Raw genomic sequence first — 21,476 nt, forward strand, 5'->3', positions numbered from 1 at the left:
TGAGTTATTTTATAAAAAATTCTGCCCTACTCTTTTGATATGTGGTTTTAAAAATAAAAAGGATTGAATGTGAAGCATCTTTGGTTGTTTGTAAGTATATTTTTTTTACATATCTCTTTTGAATCTTTTGGCAATGTCGCTTTTCAACAAACATGCCCTACTAAGCTTAATTCATATCTTCCTTCTAAACTTAAAGCTCAGTATAAAAAACATTTCAAAGACATTCTTGATGATGCACGCGTTAACCAAAAGCCTATGACCTGGTCTAACTTGAGTGCGTGTAGACCAAACAACAAAAAGTTAAAAAGATACGTCAATGATGAATTGAATGATTTTTTATCAAAAAATTATAAGTCACTCGATGAAACAAGCCTATTTAACTATTTGGGCTTTCTTAATAATAGAATGATTTCTAAACGTTCCTTGTTGAGCGATGAGAAAAAAAACGATATTTTCGCTGCTTACATCAAGGTAAACCCTAACTCTGAGCTAGAAATTATTCATATTATTATGAATGATTTTGGTTATAGAAAGTCTTATTTACCCGCTTTTTTAACTGCTATAAAACCAGAGATAACTGCTAAAAATAAAAAGTCAATTCTTGAGGTTCTGTATGAATCAATTGAAATACTATACGAATTTCACGACGCCATTGTTAGTTTTAGCAGTGAAGCCACTAATAATGTAGCCAGTAGAGCAGCCATTGAACTATATGGTAATCTTTTTTTTACTGAACAAAATTTTGATTGTAAATTACAGTCATTGTGGGGGCATTATTATTCTGAAACGGATTATTACTCTAAGTTAGATAGATGGTTTAATCCATTAAATCTTAAAGATATAAATAAAATAAGATGGATTATTACTGATAGGGATTGTCATTTTTATGCTGATCATATTGCCTTGTTTTCATCAAAGTACTTTACTTCTTTTCAATTATTAAATCCTACTAGTACTAAACTTGATTCGTTAACCGCTTCTTTAAGGATCATAAATAGCGTTCCTGAAAGTGAAAACTTTAATCGTAGAAATGAAATTAGTAGTTTGGCAAAAGAGATTGTTAAAATTTCGTTTGGATTTAATATTTTTACGCAAGTTGAGAATGATAATAGGCGTGATTATTTGCGTGAATTGACCAAGTTTTCAAGTTTATTAGAAAGACAACAGTTAACAAAGGCAGTTTCAAAGGGCGTAAATGAGAAAATTACAAAGGAGTATAAAGAGCGAGTAATAAACTCTTCTGCAAGCAAGAGAAGATTTCAGGCGTTTGTAAATATCTGGTTAGTATATGATGCTTGGGTTAAAGGAAAGCATACTCTATCAGATCCCACCTCATTATCTGAGCACGTTAAAAAGCTATTTAATGGAATAAACGATAATGAGCAAGCAGAACTGTTTTCATACATTAGTGAGCCTTTGTTTAATGCTTACATGTACTCAGGTATGCATGTTCAAGCTACATTATTTTATAAAGACAGTTTTATTCCATTTTTGGAAAACAAAGAGCTTTTAAATGAGCTACACCGCCTTTCTAATAACAGTTTCCCTTTCTTAAGATGGATTGAAAAACAAAATTTCGATCAGGGTAATGATGATGAGAGGATACGTGCTACCTTTAACAAGTTGAATGAGTTAACAGCTAAAGATAGTAGTGCAATACATAAAGACTTTTTAAACATCTTATTCACCGGATACATTCATAATATGAAGTCTTGTGTTTGGGAGTTAGATCCTAATACCTTCATACAACAGAATTGGTTTACGCAGCGCTATCCGAATATTTGGTTTGAAATGATTGTAAGAGATCGTGAATCAGAAAAATGCAAAAAAAAGCACGAACATACTGCTAAAATATTAGAATTTGCTTTTAATAAACTTCTTATTAAAAGAAGCGAAAATGATATCGATGCTAGCAATAGGCTGATATCACCACATAGTATAGTCAATTGGATTAATGCTAGTTTGACAGCTTATGAAATACGATCTAGCGGTATTAAATCACAATATTTGCGAAATAACGAAGGTGAATTCTTTCCACTTTTATTTATCTCATCACCATCAATAAATGTAAAAAAGGATTCGGATGCTGTCACGTTGAGAGTAAAGTTATTCAGAGAAATGGTTCAATACTTGAGTAGTACAGATGCTAATGAACTTGTATTAAATTCTATTATGGAATTTGCTTTAGGTATACCAAAAGAGCTTTATATTAAGATCGAAGGAGTAGAGTCCTTTAAGTCAAGATTAGACCGAGAACTGCAGAATCAACCAACTATTGACCTCCATCGTAATCTGTTGATATTAAAGTTGTATGATGACTCTTTTTTAGATTATTGGGAGGCTATTAAAAACGATGCCTCTATTTATGATAGAAGAAAGGCCAACCTAGCATACGTTTTTCAGCTTCATCCAAATAGCGAAGATTATATTGATGATAGATTGAAATTGATGCGTCACAAAATCGATGTACTCAGTGAGTTTGATATTGCTGCCATTACTAACTTGTATGACGACATAAACAAATCAAGTGAAAAAGCAACATTCCTCGATAGGTTTTATGAAAATTATACCGATATGGCATTTGTTCGTTACGACAATATTATAAAGATGGGTGCAAAATCTATCTATGGAGAACGTTTCTTATGCACTATGGCATGGTTTGACTCGAAGCAAAGTACATTCACTAATATTAAAAAGCAGGATGAGTTTTATGTCAAAGAAACAATTAATGCTTTTTTAGATTTAAACCTACAAACGATGAAAAGTAGTTTAGCTGAGAGTGATAAGAGCGATGAGGATTATTGCAGGCTCGATGCCACAGTTATGTCTCTATCTTCTGGCATGCATTATAAGCAAAAACGTGTATTTGAGCAAAATAGTAAAGTTAAAAATATTTTAGATAATACGGTCGAGTCTAGTATGCAGATCCCAATAGATAAATTAGAGGAACTGAGAGAAAAAAGTAAACGCAATGATATAAGTAGCGATACTTGTTCAGATGCAGTTTTATTCTCAGGCGTTGCATATTGCAACCTGTTAGAATTTTCAAGCAGGGACAAAGTATCCGATAAAACCAGTGTATTCAATAAAGTAAGGTGGTTAAAGTCTTCTGATGAATTGAACAAACAGCTAGAGTTTGCATTCGTTCTGGCCGAAACACCTAAGCAAATATTACAAAATATTATTACTTTAGCGCACTTAACAACAGCCGAGCAGTCCATTTTTAAAGGTGGGTACCTTTTTGATATTAAAAAATCTGAAACCGATACGAATGCGTCTTATCTTATATCTAAAGATGTTTACAAATTAATACTTGAAAAGTATTTAGAAACATCTCGTACTTCTGAACAGAAAAAAAAAAGCATTAAGGAAATATTAGACGTATGGGCATCGTCAAGAACGATAGACGAGAAAATACAGGACTTCCATATAGGGGCTGTTCAGGAAATGATAAATTATAGTTTTCCAAAAATTGTGATGGGGTTACTTAAAGAGCAAGAAGAACTCGATGTGGCGTCATCGTCATGCGATACTTGTTTATGGAAACCGGCCTATGATTTGAGCAGCTCTGAAGGCACACATAATTTCGCTAAGCCAACAGAGTTTTTAGACTTAGTGCAATGGTGGTCTAATTTTAGTCAAAACCGATTATATCAAAATACAAATCAGATATTAGGCTTGGGTCAGTTTATCCAAGGTCCTAATTCAAGGAAAGAAGCTCAAATAGATCTGGAAAATGAGTCATTATGAAGCTCATAAACGCTTTTTATTATTTGGTCTATATATTTTTACTACTTGCACCTTTAACCGTTTTGAGTGATCAGAGCAGAGCTGACTCTTGTGATAGTTACATGCACCCTTCTTCGATGCTGAAATGCTTGTATCAAGCTAAATCATCTAAGATAACAAAGCCAAGTAAAGACCATTTGGATAAGCTAGTAAGCCAAAATAAAGAAGGGTATACTCATAGCCGCTTAGAAAGCCTCTGGATGGGTGATCGCAATGCGTTAAGAACTCACCTAAGTACATATAAAGGTACACCTATTAAGTTTAATCAATGGCTAGCTAATCACGATATACCCAAGCATTATTATGTTGATGAAAATAATGTCGAATTATATTTTTACCCATTCATCGAGCAACTGGCTGTTACGGTAGACGGTAAAAAAATTGAGTTCTCAAGCAGCTTCAATGATAAAACCCTGACAGATGCATTTTTTGAATACATTCAACTTATTCGATTATTGCACGTTGATGAAACTTCCAGTACAGGCAACTCTATACAGACCTCTTTCTCTCTACTATCTAAATATTCGCAAAAAACCTTAGCAGAAAGTCTCCCTGATTTAAGTAAATTAACAAAACATACACTCTCTGCTTTTCATGGCGACTATGTTTTTGATGTTCATTTTTACCAAGGAAATAGCAGTGAAGACTTTCAAGTTTTAAGCCAACCAAATAAGAAGTTCATAGAAAGTACAGCGTGCGGTTTTGGAACTAAAACATGTACTGGCAAAGATGCGTTATTTAGTAAAATCGCTGAAAAAGAAATGAAAATGAGGAGGTTATTAAAGACGGTCCAAGTTTGTATAAACGACGAATTGTGCAAACCAGATTTATTAGCCGACTGGTTTAATCATTTAGGACAACTGTACCCTCCTCTGACATATTGGCAACCTCAAAACATTGAAAACGAGGATATTCAAGCAATCCAGTTAAGAAAGGATAACTGGATCCAAGCGTTCTTAAATGATAAGAAGCATCCAGCAGAGATATTAAATAAAATTAAAAAAGCGATACTGTGGCCACAAGTTAAAAAAATCCATGCTGAATCGTCTGGGAGTACATACCCAAAACGGCTAGAGCTATTAGAACAGAGTATCAGCGCCAATATACCTGCTAATGATGAGCCATACCTACATGGTAGTGCTAAAGCGCGAGATAAACCGCACCCTCGTCCACAAAAAACAATAAAAGTAATTGATTTTACATACACTTTAAATAACTACATATTGTCTTCTTTAAAGGAGTTAAGTGAAGAGTATGATATCAATGAACAGGTACCTGTTCTTGGGGAAGATATAAAGCTCATTTTTCCTGAAGAGAATGATTGGAAAATAGCCATCTCAAGTAAACAAATCACGAAATTTCTGCGTGCCAACGATGTCAGTGACAAGCAAATACGCACAATAAAGTTGACGGTTACAATTGATGATGACTCTATAAACCAATTATGGAAGTCTTTTTTTGCCGAACACTTTGCTGTAAGTGATAATCAACATAATGGAACACTAGGGTACAGAGATGTTAATGTTCATCTATCAGTTGGCGATAAGGAGTTTGCGACAGTATTTAAAGTTGAAAAATATTGGCCAAGCTGGTTTGCACAACCTGTAAACGATACACTCAGTAAATACTTTTTAATGCTCACATCAGGCTTTGTTGTGTGTATATTAGTCTTTGGGTACCGAGCTGGCCAATGGCCATATAAACTCAAACAGCAGCCAAAACGTAAGAAGGTTTTTGCATACATTACCTTGTTGTTCTTTCCGTCTATGCTCACCTTGATTCTATACATTAATCCCCCCCAAATTGTGACCACAGATAGTTATGGAGAGAGGCTGGATATTTATGTCCCATATCATAAAGTGATAAGCGACCAAGAGTTTGATGTAATCTTTAAACTATTAAACACTATTGAAAAGACATACAAGAGTAAGTATCAAGCCTGTAATTTGGCACAAGACTTTTCTCAAAAAACATGGGCTGAAATCGGGTATTGTGTTTGGGTTGCTTTTTTTCCTTCCGATACAATAAGCAGTCAAGATGACAATCATACTATAAAGACACCTGTCATCGGTCCCCCGCCCTTATTTAGAGTGATCGCTTATAATTGGAATCATTCAAATAATCTGTTGTGTGAGAATGGCTATCAGAGATCTGTTTCGGAGGCGATAGATTGTTTGAAAAAGAAAAAGGGAGCGCTTTTGAAAATGGAGCCTGCCTGCCCTTCTATTTATGGCAATGCCTGTCCTCAAGCTAAACACGTTCATATTGATAAAGATCCTAGATTCTATCCTACTGAGTCGATTGTTATTTATGACGGTGACCACGGTAAACTTGACTCAAAATTGACACATAGCACAGAGTTATTTGCTGATAGTGGCTTTAATAGTCGAGTGAAATCAATTTTTATCCCAACTCCGACACGTTCAGATAACATTTCGCTTGAACAAAGAGTTAAGTTTGTTGCTACAAACAGCGATACCACATGCGTGTTAGCCAGTGATCGTTGCTTGAAGGTGGATAGCGCAAAATTGTCTGATGAAGTAAAGAGATATTTAAATTCCGATAAAGCTAAGGAGTTGGCACTGCCTTGTGAGATAGTCAATCGAGATACGAATTGTGATAATCAGGAGCGCTATAATTTGGTGGCTAAGCGGCTTGCATTTATTGATGTTGACGCATTTGGCTCAGATTCAACTTTAGAAGACGTTTCGGCATGGATTCTCAGTAGTTACCAAGGAAGATTTGAGCATGCCACAAAAGGAAATTCAGATATTGTTCGGATTAAAGTTGTGGATCAAAGATATGTTTATATCATTCTACTATCGGCCTTATTTATTCTGTTGATGCTTTATTACCACAAAAACGGTTCGGTACAATTAGATATCACAAGGTCCATACTTGCTATCTTGGCAGGCGTGATTGTTGTGAGTACTTTCTTAATATTTGTTTATTTTTTTGGTGTCGATAAATGGATTAGTAACGGCGCTGATATATCAACATCTAGTATATATATTTACTTGGTTATTGTTGCTGTTATCGTGATTTCATGCTTTTTACCAAATTTGATAAGATTATTACTTCTGGTCTCAAATCATCCATACGTATTACTTAACAGAGATAACGTTGATAACTCCGAGCTAAACTTGCTTTCCACCGGATATACGGGATATAAAAAATATTGTTATTTGTTTTTTGGTGAATTATCTCGTTGGGTATGCTTAGTATTAATCACTTCTTCGGTTTTATTATGGGCTATTTCGCCGACTGCATTTTATCCAGAACAATTTATGTTATTAGGTAATTACAATAGTACCTTGTTCATAGCTGCAAGTTTCTGGACTTTAGCCGTTATTTTATTTTATATTAACAAAGAGCGTTGATTTATTAACACTTTGTAATGGGATTTAGATGGATTTTTTTTTAAAACAGGTAATAAGTAGTCAAAAACTTGATAGAAAAATTGCCAAAGAGTGTATTGATATACTTAGAGAGCAGATCAAACAAATTGTGATTGGGCAGGACGAAGTTGTTGATCAAGTTGTACTTTGTTTTTTGATGGGAGAACACTGTTTACTAGAAGGGCTTCCTGGTTTGGCTAAAACACAGTTGGCAAAATCGTTAGCGCAGTTGTCTGGTTTAGAATTTCAAAGAGCGCAGTTCGTGCCTGATATGATGCCGCAAGACCTCTTGTACAGAGAAACGATAGACAGTAGCAACAAAATGGGGTTAAGGCCCATTTTTGGCAAAGTTTTCACCAACATCATGGTGGCTGATGAGATAAATCGTGCGCCATCAAAAGTACAAGCTGCCCTGCTTGAAGTATGTAGCGAGAAAGAAGTCAGCATCATCACCAAATCCAAAACATTGGCGGCAAGACCAGCTATTGAACGGCTTTATGATGAAAATGAAGACCCAGAAGGCTGCAGGCACGAACATGTTGAGCTGGAAAAAAAGCTATCTAAAATCTATTTTCAGGTCTTGGACCCTAATGACTTACGTAAGCAGCTAAATCAATTTATGGTTGTTGCGACTATGAACCCAATAGAGCAGGAAGGTGTTTACCCTTTGAGTGAAGCGCAAATGGATCGTTTTGCCATGCGCTTACAAATAAGACAGCCAAACCAAACTGATTACGGAAAAATTAGTGAGCAACTGTTTCAAAGTGGTCACTGTGGCGCCAATCCACTTGATGATAAAGAAGTAGCAAAAAGACACTTTCATTGTCTATATTTTTTAACGTGGCTGCAAACCGAAAAATTATTTACAGAAAGTGCCCATGAAAAATGGCGCAGTAATCCACTCAAAGCAATTATCGAGCACTTTATCGACTTTACACACCTTCAAAAGCCATTATTTTCTGGGCAAAATAGCGCACGGTTTGGTAATAAAAATACAGACGAAAATAAACAGCTACTGTTGAACGCACAACTGAAAACTTGGCTTAAAAGTGATAATCATAAATATCAGCAGGTCGCTAAGAATATACTGACTTATCTAGAAGACGATAATTACCCTGAAGTGTATTCAGGTGCTAGTCCAAGAGGTTTATTAAAATTAATAAAAGCCATTCACGTTAAAGCGTTTTTGAATGGAGAAGAGCCCAGCTTTCATCATCTGAAGCATATTGCAAATTATATCTTGAATCATAGGGTCAAAATTGTCGCAACACGTTACGGTGAAGCGGATACCAGTGAATTTATAGAACGTTTATTGGCGTGTTTTGAGCCTTTGTCTGAAGATACATGATAGTCACTTAGAAGAGATTTGATGGAACAAATAACGCGCTCGTCAGAACATAGAAAGTTAAGCCGAGCTTTAGATTCGATAAAAAAACGTTTGTATCATTACTTAGCGAAAATTGACATTCCTTACACTCACCCTGCTTATGCTGTGAAAATTGGTGAGTTTAAAAGTCCAAGGTTTGCATCTGAAGGCATTGAATGGAGTAATATGCGAGGGTTTGAGCTAGGAGATAATGTTAATCAAATTTCAAAACGGAGCCTACAGTACTTTGCTTGTGGTAAGGATTCTGCGCGAACTGCTATTCAGTTAGATCATGTACACATTAATCAATGGCAGCAGTATTCTGAGAAGCAGTTAGTGGTTGTGCTTGACGCATCACGGTCGATTTTGGCGGGTTTATTTAGTGAAAAAGGGATCCCAACTAAACTGGATAACTACTTTTATACTTTAACTAATTTGCTATCAATCGCTTATGCGAAAAAATTTAAGCTTAGTATTGTAATCTCATCTGATAATCAATGCTTTGAATTAAAGTGTGAGTCAAAAGCCGGTTTCTTTTATCAAGTTTTAGAAAAGTTACAACATATATGGTTTTATTCGCTCGGAAAAATCGCTAAAAATGAAAAAGAAGGTTTTTCATTGTCTGCGGGTTTAGACTACACACTCTCATTGAAAAATAAAGCGTTGGTTGTTTGTATATCTGATTTTTTGGACCCAATTGATGACTATAGAAAAGCCCTTTCATTAGTATTTGATAAGCATCATTGTATACTCGCTAACATATCTACTCATCATGAGCGAATATATCCCGTACCAAGTTTCTTCCATTTTACCTATACCAGCATACCAAGATGGGAATCTGCTAGGTATTTAGAACACACTTCATCTGAACCCGTATGTAATACCAAAAGCTCAATCAAACGCTGGAATAAAGTTCAAAAGCATTCAATTGAAGAGCTAACTAAGCTGGTGAAGGCACATAATACGACAGTTTACGATTTTAACTTGGGTAATGAAAACGAAGTGTTCAAGCTACTTTGTCAAAGCCTTTCGGAGGTAGAATAATGCCTTGTATTGACTCGGAAATTAACCAGGAAAAGAACAGAGCTAAACAGTGGATATTTAATAATAGCGCCCAGTTCAAAATTTTATCTGAACAAGCTTTATTAGCTGAAATTGAAAAAGTAACCTTGCCCTCCAAAGAGGCTGTAAGCATGGAAAAAGTCCTTGTACTAGGCGCTACTAATCATGCCACACTTATTGAAGAAATGCTTCAAGAACTACACAAACAGGCTAAAAAGGCGCTCTTTTTCGACATTGGAACAGCTTCTTGCATCTACGACTTATTGTATTTGACGAAAATAGGTCAACAGCGTTTTTTACACTGTGAGTTCTGTAAAGATCAACTCGATGAGTTACGGTCATTTATTGAAGAAGACATCGCTAGGATAAAGTTTCAAAATGTTCAATCTGATCCACTCCCCTCAGAGCTGGTTGAAATAAAACAGAAGGTGAGTTTTAGTGAGCATTCGGTACGTACCCAGTTAAAAAAGCTTTTCTGGCCTGAAAATAGGAATTCTTTTGTACTTTCAAACCATACAACAGGTGATATAAACACGCCTGCAGTCAGAGCATATAAGAACAAAGTTACATCAGATCCTTTAGCTCAAACAACTCAGGGCGCTTTATCATTTTTGGAGATGGCGATCACACACTGTTGTGAGCGTTTTTTATCAAATAATGGCAATCGCTTAAAAGCCAATATGCGAGTGTTTCGGGTCGATGTAAAACACCAACAGTTCGATGATAGTGGTTCTGTAAAAAAGCGTCGAAGCATCTCCCCCACTGTTACAACAAGACTTTGGAAACATGAAGCACGCAAAGGTATAGAACTATTTATTTGTGAGCAACTCTCATCTATGCCGAATGGTCGTTACGATATCGTTTATGCGCACTGCTATTTAGAATTCAATCAATCTCAAAAGCTTCTCACACAATTTTACCGCCCAAATAAGCTATGGAAGCGGTTACATGCACTGCTTACCCAGCAGCTTTACTACAGCGTGTTAAATGAAATGAAGGCTTTTACTCCCTATATCATAACTACAGAAAGTTTAGATGATATTTATACAGTTCTAGAATCAAATAAGGTGTTAACTAGTAAAGAGCTAGAGAGCGTTTTGCTTAAATTGCAACTTGATAGAGGTATGGCAGGCGACACAGAACTACACCTATGGACGTTAATATTAAACCAAGGCAATTTTAATTGGCAAAATCATATGCCGATATTGATTCAGTTGTTTGATAGTTTAACGGGTTGTGATCCAGAAGAACGTACCCAGCTTCTAGAAAATATATTAAACATTTTGCCAACTACACCGACTCTTACCGAGATTCGACTTTTGAATCAGATAGTGATGCAATTAGGGTTAAATGATGCAGAACCCCATTTCACTTTTTGTAACATGATGCTTAACTTAATTGGTAATCAGGCTGTTCCAGATGATGTATATTCAGAGCTGGCATTAATTTATAATAAAGTTGAAACACTCTCTAATTTAGATGCTATACACTCTTATTTGCTCAGCAAAGTGACAGATAAAAAGCAGCTATCGGAGGGTTATAAAACAATCCAACCTATTTGCATACAGCTGTTTAAACTGAGTTTTATTGAAAAGTTTGAAAAGTTGACCTTTGTCGATAAACTTGCTGTTCCTATCATTGACCAGATTGATACTCAGTTAAACCATAGTGGCTACAGTGTTGAGTCTATTCGCCCAATATTAAAAGCGATGATTGAGTTTAATCAATGTAAAAATCCACCTTCTAGCAACTTCGTTTTTTCGACCCTAAATCTATTATTAAAATACGATGTTGCGCCGTATAGCAAAGAGATGCTTAACATCTGGAAAGTTGCACTTAAAGATAGCTTTGATTGTGATGATAAATATGTTTATCAAGTTTCAGGCTTGCTATTTAAATTTTTTATATACCAAGAAAGTAATAGGAATGATATTTTAGAACACATATCAGAATCAATATTTGAAGGAATTAACAAAGATGTATTAATTAAATCTATAATCAGCACAATAAAGCATCATTTAAAATCTTGTGATTATGATCAAAGTGCTTGGTCGCGATGTATGGCGGGTTTAAGTTATTTAATTAAAAAATTAAATATTGAAAATTTAGTATCAGAAACAATAAAAAGTAGCTATGAGCATAAATTTTATGAATATGACCTAGTAGATAGTTGGTTTGAATTTATTGAAACGGCTTTCATATGTAATGATAACACTACATTTGCAAAAAGTTGGAAGAGATTACAACTGAAATTGTTAGCCGCGCGCAATGAACAAGGAGAAAGCATACCCGACTTACCAATGTGATTAAATACCACCAATTTGACTCATGAACTCTTTTCGATTTATGTGGAAGCTGTTAGTTGCTTCTTTTATTTTATGATTTTTACTAGTCTGAATGAGTAGTAGCTGTCTGTGCTGAGATTTATAGTTATTTTAACAGGCTTTGTTGTTCTGAGTGCATTTGGGTCACCTTGAATTGCTTTAAAACCTCGATTTTGAAATGCTTTAGGTAAACACTTGTTGTTATCTGATTGATTCCAGACTGTACAACTCGGTACATTATCCTGCGGTAGTATTGTGCTGTTTTGACTATACAGTGTGTCGAGCTCAGCGATGGTGGGCAGTCTAAATGTTGTATAAGACGATGCGTTTATATAATTAAGCGCCTTTACAAAGTTTTCTAAGGAAATACACACCGCACTATTTGAAGAAGGAGTTGGCCCCCCACATGTCCCGATTTTTATGTTGTCATTTATCGAGGTCAAATGTCTTATAAACGCATTATCTATGGGCTGTGAAATTAGCTGATCATCATCAAATAGAATACAGGTTTCGATGTGCCCCACAGGGGTATCAAAGCATTTGGTTGGTAAACTAGAAATAATTGGCTCTTTGCCTTTTACAGTCGTCCTTAGTTGTTGTAATGGTTGAGGCTCTGCCTGATGTACAGTTTGAGGCTCTGCCTGATGTACAGTTTGAGGCTCTGTCTGATGTACAATTTGAGGCTCTGCCTGATGTACAGTTTGAGGCTCTGCCTGATGTACAGGTTGAGGCTCTGCCTGATGTACAGTTTGAGGCTCTTCCTGATGTACAGGTTTGGGCTCTTCCTGATGTACAGGTTGAGGCTCTGCCTGATGTACAGTTTGAGGCTCTGCCTGATGTACAGTTTGAGGCTCTTCCTGATGTACAGTTTGAGGCTCTGCCTGATGTACAGTTTGAGGCTCTGCCTGATGTACAGTTTGAGGCTCTGCCTGATGTACAGGTTGGGGCTCTTCCTGATGTACAGTTTGAGGCTCTGCCTGATGTACAGTTTGAGGCTCTTCCTGATGTACTGGTTGTTGCCCCGCCTGATTTACAGGTTGATGTTTAAGGTTGCCAATTATAAAAAGGTCAAATACCGTTATCCCAATGAATGTGAGAATAGTGACATATTTAAAATAAGGTAATGTTTTTTTCTCGTTGACTTGTTTAAGAGGCTTAGCAACATTTTGCATCAGATCCTTAAGGCGTGTACGGTCGCGCATTATATCTTCATACGCTTTTAGAAGTTCAGTATATTTGTGCTCGCCTAATACTTGTACTGTTTCTTCTGCTAGATTAGTTGGAGCATTTTCCGTATTTTTTAATGCCTCAAACTTAGACTGTATATTTATTGCACGATAAATAATACCTTTAGATCTTTGATTATGTTGATTTAAATCTAAATCATTGATTTGTTCTGACTCAAAATTGTCATTAGGTTCAGGTTTCGTGGGGAAATCAGCTACTTGCTTCACCAGTAATTTAAGTAGCAGGTACAATAAATTTATAAGCTCGACTATTTTCTCTTGCGGGATATTGCCTCGGTCATCTATCCCAGAAAACTCATTTGTTTGTTCAAGCAGTTCAATTGTAAGTCTGTAGGCTTCATAAACAGTAAGAATATAACTGTGTTGCTTTTGAGCTGTGCCAATATGATTGGTTTCACCAGTTTCTTTTTCTGGGCTTTTGGCTTTTGAACTTGTACTCATTTGATTACTGGCCAGGTTAATATAATCCTATACTTGCTAAACACGTTAAAAATGGTGTGGCATAAAGTTGATACTAAAATCTCGAAATAGCGATCAAAGCTATACTCAACTCTATAAACAAACTAACTTAACTGTTTTGTAACAAATTTATCTTACAGTAATTTCAATGCTTAGTTCAATGATTTTATAACAATTACATGGGCTTGGAAGTTAAACTGGTTTTGGTATCAGTAAAACACAATCGCGTTTGCAATTAATTGTAAATGTTGCATGATGTCAACCGACAATGCCAGCTGGAAAGCTAGTCGCCTCCCAGCTGGCTGTATTTTATCAGTTCGAAATAACCACGTTGTTGTGCCTTGTTAACACTGGGCAATCCCACAAGTGTGTTCTTGTGAAGTTATGTGGTGCTGGTGAATCTACACAACGCGATGGCTGTAATACGGTTTTTAATTGACCATTAATGTATTCAAACTGCTGTGTTGGGCTGGTGTTACAGTCCCAAACCATGAGTTTTTCACCGTTGTTTGTCGCTGAATTTCTGTAATCTAAGCACTTGTTGTAGTCTACTTTACTCCTCACTTTTCCGTCATTGGTGAATAGCCATTTCTGGTTCGCACCATTGTGACAGTCGTGCAGCATAATGTCTTGGCCATTGCTTGGATGATACCCTGCAATATCTAAACACTTATCAAATATTTTCATCTCAACATGTTTTTCAATGCCAAGGTAATTGTCATTCCAAGTGTGAGGATCTGCGGCTTCAAGCCATCTTACTGTATTTTTCATATTACCTTTACCAGCACTACTCCAAGAGAATAAATAGTCTGAGTCATTTGGTAAACACAGGTAATTGTCTTGCCATGTATGTGGGTCTGCCAATTCGATGATTTGTGTACAGCGCATGCCGTCAATTGGGCCTGCAAACGACCATTTCATACCAAGGTCTTTAGATGAACAGAAAAAGTTGTCATGCCAGGTATGCGGATCTGCAGGCTCCTCGGTTTGTACACAGTACATACCATCCACTTTACCAAATGATTTAAATGTAAATGATACACCACCAAGAGCTGTGTGCTGGTCCATGGCATGTACACCGGTCAATGCGCTGATAGACAAATCTTGTTGATTACAATCAACACCGTTCGCTTGTAATCTGCCGTTTTGACATTCTTTGAATACAACTTGTCTTGATGTGCTACCCGCTTGTAAGCTGATTGGATTTGCACTTGCACCAACCGCTGTCATTTTATGTTGATTTCGTAAAGCTTGCACATCGACCAACGCAAGGAAGTCACTGCTATTCAACGATGCAAATGCAAGGCTTACTTTCATCTTCTTAACTGTACTTGATAGGCTTACGCTATTTCCTGATACCTGCAAAGGCGGGTTTTTATGGTAGCCAACAGAGAACTTTAATTGGTTGTTAGGCGTTCCTGGACTCACAGCCTGAACAAAAAAGCTCATGATCGGTTCGTGGCGGTGAGAATGATGACCATATTTGATGCGTTCAAGCTCGTTAACGTCAACAGCGACCCCGACTCCTAGGTTACCCTTATTGACCATAAACATCAGAGATTGTGCGCCATCATATGTTTTTACCTGATCCACGACGAGCTTTAACGTATTATAATCAATGTCTTTTATTAGGCTGTGTACGATGGTTCTTGCTACTTCAACGTTGTTTTCATTGACCCCATCAACCAATGCTTCTAATTGACCAAGGTGGTGTGCATTTGTGACTGCAACAGTCGCAAAGTGCTCAAGTGCAGCGAGCTTTTGTTGTTGGTCTGCTACAAATGTACCAATGTTGTCTAGAGTGGCCAGTTGTTGAGCGAGCGATATGGCTTTATCAGTAATCGCTGAGGAATCAACACCAACAAGGTTAGTTGCGCTGTTTACAACATTTGCACCATGCCTAAGTGTGTCAATTGCAATAGTTGTTACTGGGCTTGTGACGTGCCTAACTACCTGTGCCACTTGTGAAACAGCACCGCCAATGGTCCCAATTGGATCTTTAAAGAAGTCACCTATACTGCCCCAACCAAAAGCATTTGCATGGCTAGTCATCGCCATAGAGCCTGTAATCACAGAGGCGACTATTGCTGAATTTACGATCCCTTTTCGTGAACCCATTTTTTTCTCCAAATTTTTTATTGTTTAATTACACGACGCTCAAAGACGTATAATGACCTTGAGTTAATTTCGTAAATTACATCAATAAGGTGGTCGTTCCTATTACAGCCCATTACATATGTAAATTATGTGACTTTTTTATTGCAATCTGCAGGCGGAAACTTAATTCAGCCCTAAAATTGGTTTTTAACCACAAAAATAAGATATACAGCGCCTTTTATCGTCTAAATAAGGTACTTTATTTTGGTTTCAATAACGATAACGCCCAGTAAACGGTCGGTTTTTTCTAAGTGAAAGTATAATTCGCCTACTCAGTTTTAAGTTTATTGGCTGGCTCTTTGTAAACAATTGGTCAAATGTGTGTGGTGAAATTAGATTGTCAGCTACAATTTATAAGTAACTTAATGATTGAGGCATGAATAGTGAGTTGCAGTGATAAGTTAGCTTTGGTGATGTTGGTGGCTGCTTGTACCTTTTGTGTAAATGTAAACGCACATGGTGTGCATATTTATCTTGATGACCAATTAGATTTTGAGCTATTGAGCTCTAAGGTCAAGCAACCTGAAAATATCGCGGGTGCAACTAATCTGCTTGTACTCTCAAAGATTGATGACATGGTGATCCACTATGTTAAATCAAGCCGCAAGCGCGCTATTAAGTCTTTGCAGCAGTCTAATGTTGCTGCTTGTAATATCAATATGATTAAAAACGAGCAAAGAAAGCGTGAGTACTTGTTTAGCTTACCTGTTAATTTTTACTGGGCACATAAATTATATTCTCATCATGACCTGTCTAAGGCCCCCCTTCCCGTTTTAAACATGCAAAATGAGATATCTTCTCTTCCTGCGCTTTTTAAATCGTATAATCAAACGGCGATAGTGATAGCTGAAAACTTCTCTTATGGTGACTTTTTAGATGCTCAGCTTGATGAGATTGCCCCAAAAAACTTGATATTCAGGGGGGGGGCAGATCACTATGAAACGGTATATCGTATGTTTATTTCTAAGCGTGTTGACTTTCTTCTAAATTATCCCGCTGAATTTCATCGATATAGCAATAATGTTAACTTATCTGTGCGTTCATATCGCATAGCAGGATCGCCAAAGATCATAGTAGGCCATTTTATGTGCAATAAAACCGAGGTAAGTCGTGAATTTATATCAAAAGTAAATCAAGTTTTGTTGAATATTTACGATAAACCATCGTTTTTGAATGCACATTTTAACTATTTACCTAAAAAAGAACATCAAGACCTGAAAGCATTTATAGAGCAATACTTTATGAACATCTCGCACGCTGATTAGGGGTGTGAAGGTGACGTAAAAGGACTAAAAATCGGGCCTGACAATGTGGTCAGTATTATTTTTAAAAGTGCTTAATTTTTTGTCTATGTGATTTTGTATACTATATTCAAAGCTAAGTTAATAATAGGTCGTGGCCACTTTGCTTACTTGATTTAAATAAACCATTGAGCTCGCAGTCACCATGCCTTAGTATTGAGTCAATTGCAGTCAGATAGTATTACAATATGGAACTTGTTAGACCCCTAGAACCTATACTTATTATTGATGATGTTGAAGAAGTACGCAGTTACTTGGTAGACATTTTAGAGAACTTAGGATTCGAAGAAATCTACGAATCAAAGGACTTCACTTCCGCTAAACCTTTGTTAGAGTCAAAAGCGCCCAACGTGCTATTTTTAGACATTGAACTACCTGATACAGACGGTACGCAAATTCTAGAATATGTGAATGACCAGTTTCCGAACACGCATGTGATAATGTGCTCTGGCCATAATAGCCTAGAGAACGTTCAAAATACGTGGGAGCTCGGGGCTAAAGGTTTTATTGCAAAACCCTTTAATGCCAAAAAAGTCGACACCGTAATGAAAAGGTTAGAAATGATTGCATGAGCCAACTGACAATAAAGATAATTGAAGATCTCTCCCAACTTATTTTGGGTAAAAATGAGCAACTTAAGTTAGCTTTATGTTGTTTGTTGAGCAAAGGACATTTGCTTATTGAAGATTTGCCAGGAATGGGCAAGACTACCCTATCCCATGGTTTGGCTAATGTACTTGGTTTAAGCTACCAACGTGTTCAATTTACGAGTGACTTGTTACCAGCAGACATAACTGGTTCGAGTATTTTTAATTCTCAAACTCATACTTTCGATTTTCATTCAGGGCCAATTTTCAGTCAGATTCTATTGGCAGATGAAATTAATCGTGCCAGTCCGAAAACACAAAGTGCATTGTTAGAAGCCATGGAAGAAGGCCAAGTTACCATAGACGGTCAAACCCATGCACTTGCCCAACCCTTTTTTGTCATTGCAACTCAAAACCCATTGCACCAGTCAGGTACTCATCCTTTACCAGAGTCTCAGCTAGATCGCTTTTTCATGCGAATAAGCCTAGGCTACCCAGATTCAGAAGTTGAGAAAAGTCTGATCTTGCAAGGTAATAAACGACATTTCGAAACTGAGCAACTGGAATGCAATATCTCTGATCAGCAGCTTTTTGCTCTTCAAGATGAAGTGATGAACGTTAAGCTTTCAGAGCCCGTTGTACAGTACATCCTCGATTTGGTGAGATACACTCGGGATTCTGGCGAGTTTAACGATCCGTTATCACCTCGTGCAAGTATTGCACTTGGTTTATCTGCACGTGCTTATGCGCTTATATCAGGTCGAGACTATACATTGCCAGATGATGTACAAGCTATATTTGGCTGTGTGGCGGGACATAGGCTAAATATTCCATGCAGTGAGCAGTTTGAAGTTGTAAATTCAATTTTCAAAAAAGTATCGGTGCCAGTGTAATGACATTGCCTTTTTTTAAGCAATGGGTCGAAAAAATTATAACCAAAAAGCATAGTGCGAACAGTATTACACTTGCCCACAATAATATTTACGTTGTGCCCTCTTTACGGGGGCTGTATTTTCTTATTTTTGCACTTTTAAACTTTGTTATAGGTATTAATTATCAGAATAACCTGATCCTTGGCGTGTCATATTTAATGCTAATGCTACAAATTTCCTCACTGTTTTATGGCTATTTTAACTTGCATGGCGTCAAACTTGAGCTTTTAGATATACGAAATAACTTTTGCGGTAACCATAACGAAGCAAAATTTCGAGTTTCCTCTAAAAAAAATGTTATTTCTTTATCTGTGTCTAGTGCCGAATATGACAGTGATGGATTGACTGATAGCAACATATTTGAGTCAACTTCTGGGCAGATTGCCACCCTTTATTTGCAGCAAAGGGGGAAGTATCAAGGGGGAAAATTTAAAATCCACAGCTGTTACCCTTTTGGCTTGGTTAATGTTTGGAGCTATCTAGTTAGCGACAAAACATTTTATGTTTACCCTACGCCACAAAAATGTCCACTAGATTTACATGAAGCACAAGACTTAGGTGAAGAAGCCGAGTTATTGGCAAAAAGATCAGACAGTTTAGATGAGTTTTCAGGCCTTAAGCCGTATCAAAAAGGCATGAATAGAAATCGTATTTCATGGCGTCATTTTGCCAAGAATCATGAGCTTTTAGTGAAGGACTACACTGGGGGCAACCACGGTATTAGCTTAACGTTAGATTACAGCCTAGTTGAAGGTACTAAAGAGACTCGCCTATCCAAGTTATGTTACCAGGTGCTTGAAGCTGATCGGTTAGGGCATGAGTTCGCTTTGAAGTTGCCGGGGTTTCTCATCCAAGCCAGTAATGGCGAAAAACATGTACACGCGTGTTTGGAGAGTTTAAGTGAATGTTAGTGAGTTAATAGCAAAAAATACGCTCATTACGTCACTTGTTTATTGTGTCGTTTCACTACTGTTGTTCCAAAGTTTGGGCTATGTTTTTTGTGTTTCCATTTTATTGATATGTATCTTTAAAATAAGCGTGTCGACTGGTGCGGTGAAAAAGCCGTCAAATATCATCGTGAATTTACTTGCAATCACCGTCATCGTTGTGGTGTTCCTATCTCTTGGATTTCAAAAAACCATTGAAATGTTTGTCGCAATGTTATTGGGTGCCTGTTCACTGAAAATGCTCAAGGTTTCTACCAAGCAACAGGCTCAAAGCGTATATCTATTGAATTTTTTTACGTACCCCTGCTTCTATCTGTTCTCACAAAACATTCTATCTTTTTTATTTGTCGCAGCACTTTTATTACTTAATTTGTCACAGTTATTTAGTGTGACTCATCATATGCCAATCAAGCAGTCGATAAACAACTCTGTTAGAAAGTTTATATTTAGTTTGCCGCTTGCTGTCGTGATGGTTGTTTTAGTACCGAAACTGCCTCCTTTTTGGCAGTTACCTAACGCTAAAAACGCGGCTACAGGGTTATCTGAAGATGTAGATCCATTTCAAATATCCGATTTATCTCGTTCTTCTGAGCTTGCATTTAGAGCGTTACTCCCTGAGTCTAGTGGTTTTCAACCCCCTTTTTATTGGCGAGCAATTATTCACGATAGCTTTGATGGAAAAAGATGGGGGATGTCTAATTTACAAGCTAGACCACTAGTGAAAACATACGAACCCGTTGGGCCCGCAACCTACTCAGTCATATCTAACCCCTCTAATACGCGTTGGCTTTACACGCTCGGCGCAGGTCTTCCTGCCAGTAATGGCACAAGGGTTAACTACTTCGGCATACTGTATCAAAGGAACTTGAGCAACAAGCCTATGCAGTATGAAGTCTCGCCAATCAAGTTAGATGATGCGAGGATTTCTCAGTGGGAGTTTAATTTAAACACGCGCTTGCCCAGCGGTATTAACCCCAAAGCAGTTGCCTTGGCGAAACAGCTCAATCAATCAGCCGCTTCAACAGAAACGTTTATTATTAATATGAAGGCGTTTTTCTTAGCACAAAGTTTTCAATATAGTTTGTCTCCGCCTAGCATAAACTCCAATGACTCCATTGATGAATTTTTGTTTGAAACCCAAGAAGGTTTTTGTGGTCACTATGCTTCTTCAGCTGCATTTTTGATGCGGTCAGTGGGGATCCCGACGCGTCTTGTATCTGGATACTTGGGAGGAGAGTTTAATTATGAAAGCAATTACTATGCAGTTTATCAATATGATGCTCACGCTTGGGTCGAGTATTACGTGCCACAATTAGGGTGGCAAAGGCTTGATCCAACGGCTTGGGTCTCTCCACAAAGAATATTAGGTTCTCTATCTGATATGGTAGAGTTAGAGCAAGAGTTTAATGATAACCTAGGCTTCAGTTTGCACGCTTTTGCTGACATCGCAGCTATAAATTGGCTGCGTTTAAAGTTAGAGCAAATCGATTTTCAATGGACTCGTTGGGTCTTGAATTTTGACGATAAAAAGCAGTCCTCTTTGCTTGAAATGCTTTTTGGTCAAAAAAATAAACTTTTACCAGCATTGAGCGTTGTTGGGTTGTTGATCATCGTTTTTGGTCTTTGGTTTATATACATTAATGTTAGATCAAAGTTTCGAGAGCCAAAAGAAGTCAGAATTTATAATCACTTGATGATGTTGAGTGATGAAAAATCTGATAAATTAACACCAAAGCAGATCTGTGATCGTCTAAAGATACAATGGCCCAGTGCGGCTGATGAGCTTACTGAATTTTATGGGTTGTTTGAAAGTGCTCGTTATGACGCACAACCACTTTCTGCTCGTCAGTATCGAAGGCTTTCTCATCTTAATAAACAAATAATAAAAAAGGCAAAAATAAAATAAT

Annotated in this window: 12 protein-coding genes; 10 read left to right on the forward strand and 2 right to left on the reverse strand. The window is 37.1% G+C overall.

The genetic code is table 11. From position 1 onward, the window contains the following. Window positions 1–69: 69 nt before the first annotated feature. The 5 genes from S4054249_RS22855 (at window position 70) to S4054249_RS22875 (ending at window position 11,921) form a co-directional block, all read left to right on the forward strand. Window positions 70–3,750 carry a hypothetical protein gene (locus S4054249_RS22855; RefSeq protein WP_046357525.1) on the forward strand — a complete coding sequence of 1,227 codons (3,681 nt, stop codon included), beginning with the start codon at window positions 70–72 and terminating at the stop codon, window positions 3,748–3,750. Between the two features lie 128 nt (window positions 3,751–3,878). Next, on the forward strand, window positions 3,879–7,169 hold the full coding sequence (locus S4054249_RS22860; protein WP_145925139.1) for a hypothetical protein: 3,291 nt from the start codon (window positions 3,879–3,881) through the stop codon (window positions 7,167–7,169). Window positions 7,170–7,197: 28 nt separating this feature from the next. Continuing rightward, window positions 7,198–8,535, forward strand: a complete 1,338-nt coding sequence (locus S4054249_RS22865; RefSeq protein WP_052961085.1) for an AAA family ATPase — start codon at window positions 7,198–7,200, stop codon at window positions 8,533–8,535. A 21-nt stretch (window positions 8,536–8,556) separates the two neighbouring features. Continuing rightward, window positions 8,557–9,597, forward strand: a complete 1,041-nt coding sequence (locus S4054249_RS22870; RefSeq protein ID WP_046357527.1) for a hypothetical protein — start codon at window positions 8,557–8,559, stop codon at window positions 9,595–9,597. After that, window positions 9,597–11,921, forward strand: coding sequence for a hypothetical protein (locus S4054249_RS22875; protein ID WP_046357528.1), 2,325 nt, complete (start codon window positions 9,597–9,599; stop codon window positions 11,919–11,921). Before S4054249_RS22870 ends, S4054249_RS22875 begins: the two co-directional genes overlap by 1 nt. A gap of 65 nt (window positions 11,922–11,986) precedes the next feature. On the opposite strand, the gene S4054249_RS22880 is transcribed toward S4054249_RS22875, so the two are convergent. Beyond that, on the reverse strand, window positions 11,987–13,627 hold the full coding sequence (locus tag S4054249_RS22880; RefSeq protein ID WP_069949102.1) for a hypothetical protein: 1,641 nt from the start codon (window positions 13,625–13,627) through the stop codon (window positions 11,987–11,989). Between the two features lie 330 nt (window positions 13,628–13,957). Further along, the gene (locus tag S4054249_RS22885) at window positions 13,958–15,763 is read right to left on the reverse strand and encodes an RICIN domain-containing protein (protein ID WP_046358206.1); all 1,806 of its coding nucleotides are present in this window, start codon (window positions 15,761–15,763) and stop codon (window positions 13,958–13,960) included. A gap of 422 nt (window positions 15,764–16,185) precedes the next feature. Between S4054249_RS22885 and S4054249_RS22890 the strand changes: the two genes are divergently transcribed. From S4054249_RS22890 to S4054249_RS22910, 5 genes are all read left to right on the forward strand, one after another. Next, window positions 16,186–17,067 carry a hypothetical protein gene (locus S4054249_RS22890; RefSeq protein ID WP_052961155.1) on the forward strand — a complete coding sequence of 294 codons (882 nt, stop codon included), beginning with the start codon at window positions 16,186–16,188 and terminating at the stop codon, window positions 17,065–17,067. 224 nt (window positions 17,068–17,291) lie between these two features. After that, window positions 17,292–17,675, forward strand: coding sequence for a response regulator (locus tag S4054249_RS22895; RefSeq protein WP_039610442.1), 384 nt, complete (start codon window positions 17,292–17,294; stop codon window positions 17,673–17,675). Next, window positions 17,672–18,583: an AAA family ATPase gene (locus S4054249_RS22900; protein WP_046358207.1), complete on the forward strand. Its 912-nt coding sequence runs from the start codon at window positions 17,672–17,674 to the stop codon at window positions 18,581–18,583. The genes S4054249_RS22895 and S4054249_RS22900 overlap by 4 nt, the downstream gene beginning before the upstream one ends. 197 nt (window positions 18,584–18,780) lie before the next feature. After that, window positions 18,781–19,533 carry a DUF58 domain-containing protein gene (locus S4054249_RS22905; protein ID WP_167354866.1) on the forward strand — a complete coding sequence of 251 codons (753 nt, stop codon included), beginning with the start codon at window positions 18,781–18,783 and terminating at the stop codon, window positions 19,531–19,533. Then, window positions 19,523–21,475 carry a transglutaminase TgpA family protein gene (locus S4054249_RS22910; protein ID WP_052961156.1) on the forward strand — a complete coding sequence of 651 codons (1,953 nt, stop codon included), beginning with the start codon at window positions 19,523–19,525 and terminating at the stop codon, window positions 21,473–21,475. Before S4054249_RS22905 ends, S4054249_RS22910 begins: the two co-directional genes overlap by 11 nt. The last annotated feature ends 1 nt before the right edge of the window (window position 21,476 follow it).

This window comes from Pseudoalteromonas luteoviolacea (assembly GCF_001750165.1).
In the GTDB taxonomy this organism is placed as follows: domain Bacteria; phylum Pseudomonadota; class Gammaproteobacteria; order Enterobacterales; family Alteromonadaceae; genus Pseudoalteromonas; species Pseudoalteromonas luteoviolacea_G.

Bases quoted from the DNA above. Each gene is read 5' to 3' on its own strand.
- S4054249_RS22865 (WP_052961085.1), top strand. From the start codon at position 7,198: ATGGATTTTTTTTTAAAACAGGTAATAAGTAGTCAAAAACTTGATAGA.
- S4054249_RS22870 (WP_046357527.1), top strand. From the start codon at position 8,557: ATGGAACAAATAACGCGCTCGTCAGAACATAGAAAGTTAAGCCGAGCT.
- S4054249_RS22875 (WP_046357528.1), top strand. From the start codon at position 9,597: ATGCCTTGTATTGACTCGGAAATTAACCAGGAAAAGAACAGAGCTAAA.
- S4054249_RS22880 (WP_069949102.1), bottom strand. From the start codon at position 13,627: ATGAGTACAAGTTCAAAAGCCAAAAGCCCAGAAAAAGAAACTGGTGAA.
- S4054249_RS22885 (WP_046358206.1), bottom strand. From the start codon at position 15,763: ATGGGTTCACGAAAAGGGATCGTAAATTCAGCAATAGTCGCCTCTGTG.
- S4054249_RS22895 (WP_039610442.1), top strand. From the start codon at position 17,292: ATGGAACTTGTTAGACCCCTAGAACCTATACTTATTATTGATGATGTT.
- S4054249_RS22900 (WP_046358207.1), top strand. From the start codon at position 17,672: ATGAGCCAACTGACAATAAAGATAATTGAAGATCTCTCCCAACTTATT.
- S4054249_RS22905 (WP_167354866.1), top strand. From the start codon at position 18,781: ATGCTAATGCTACAAATTTCCTCACTGTTTTATGGCTATTTTAACTTG.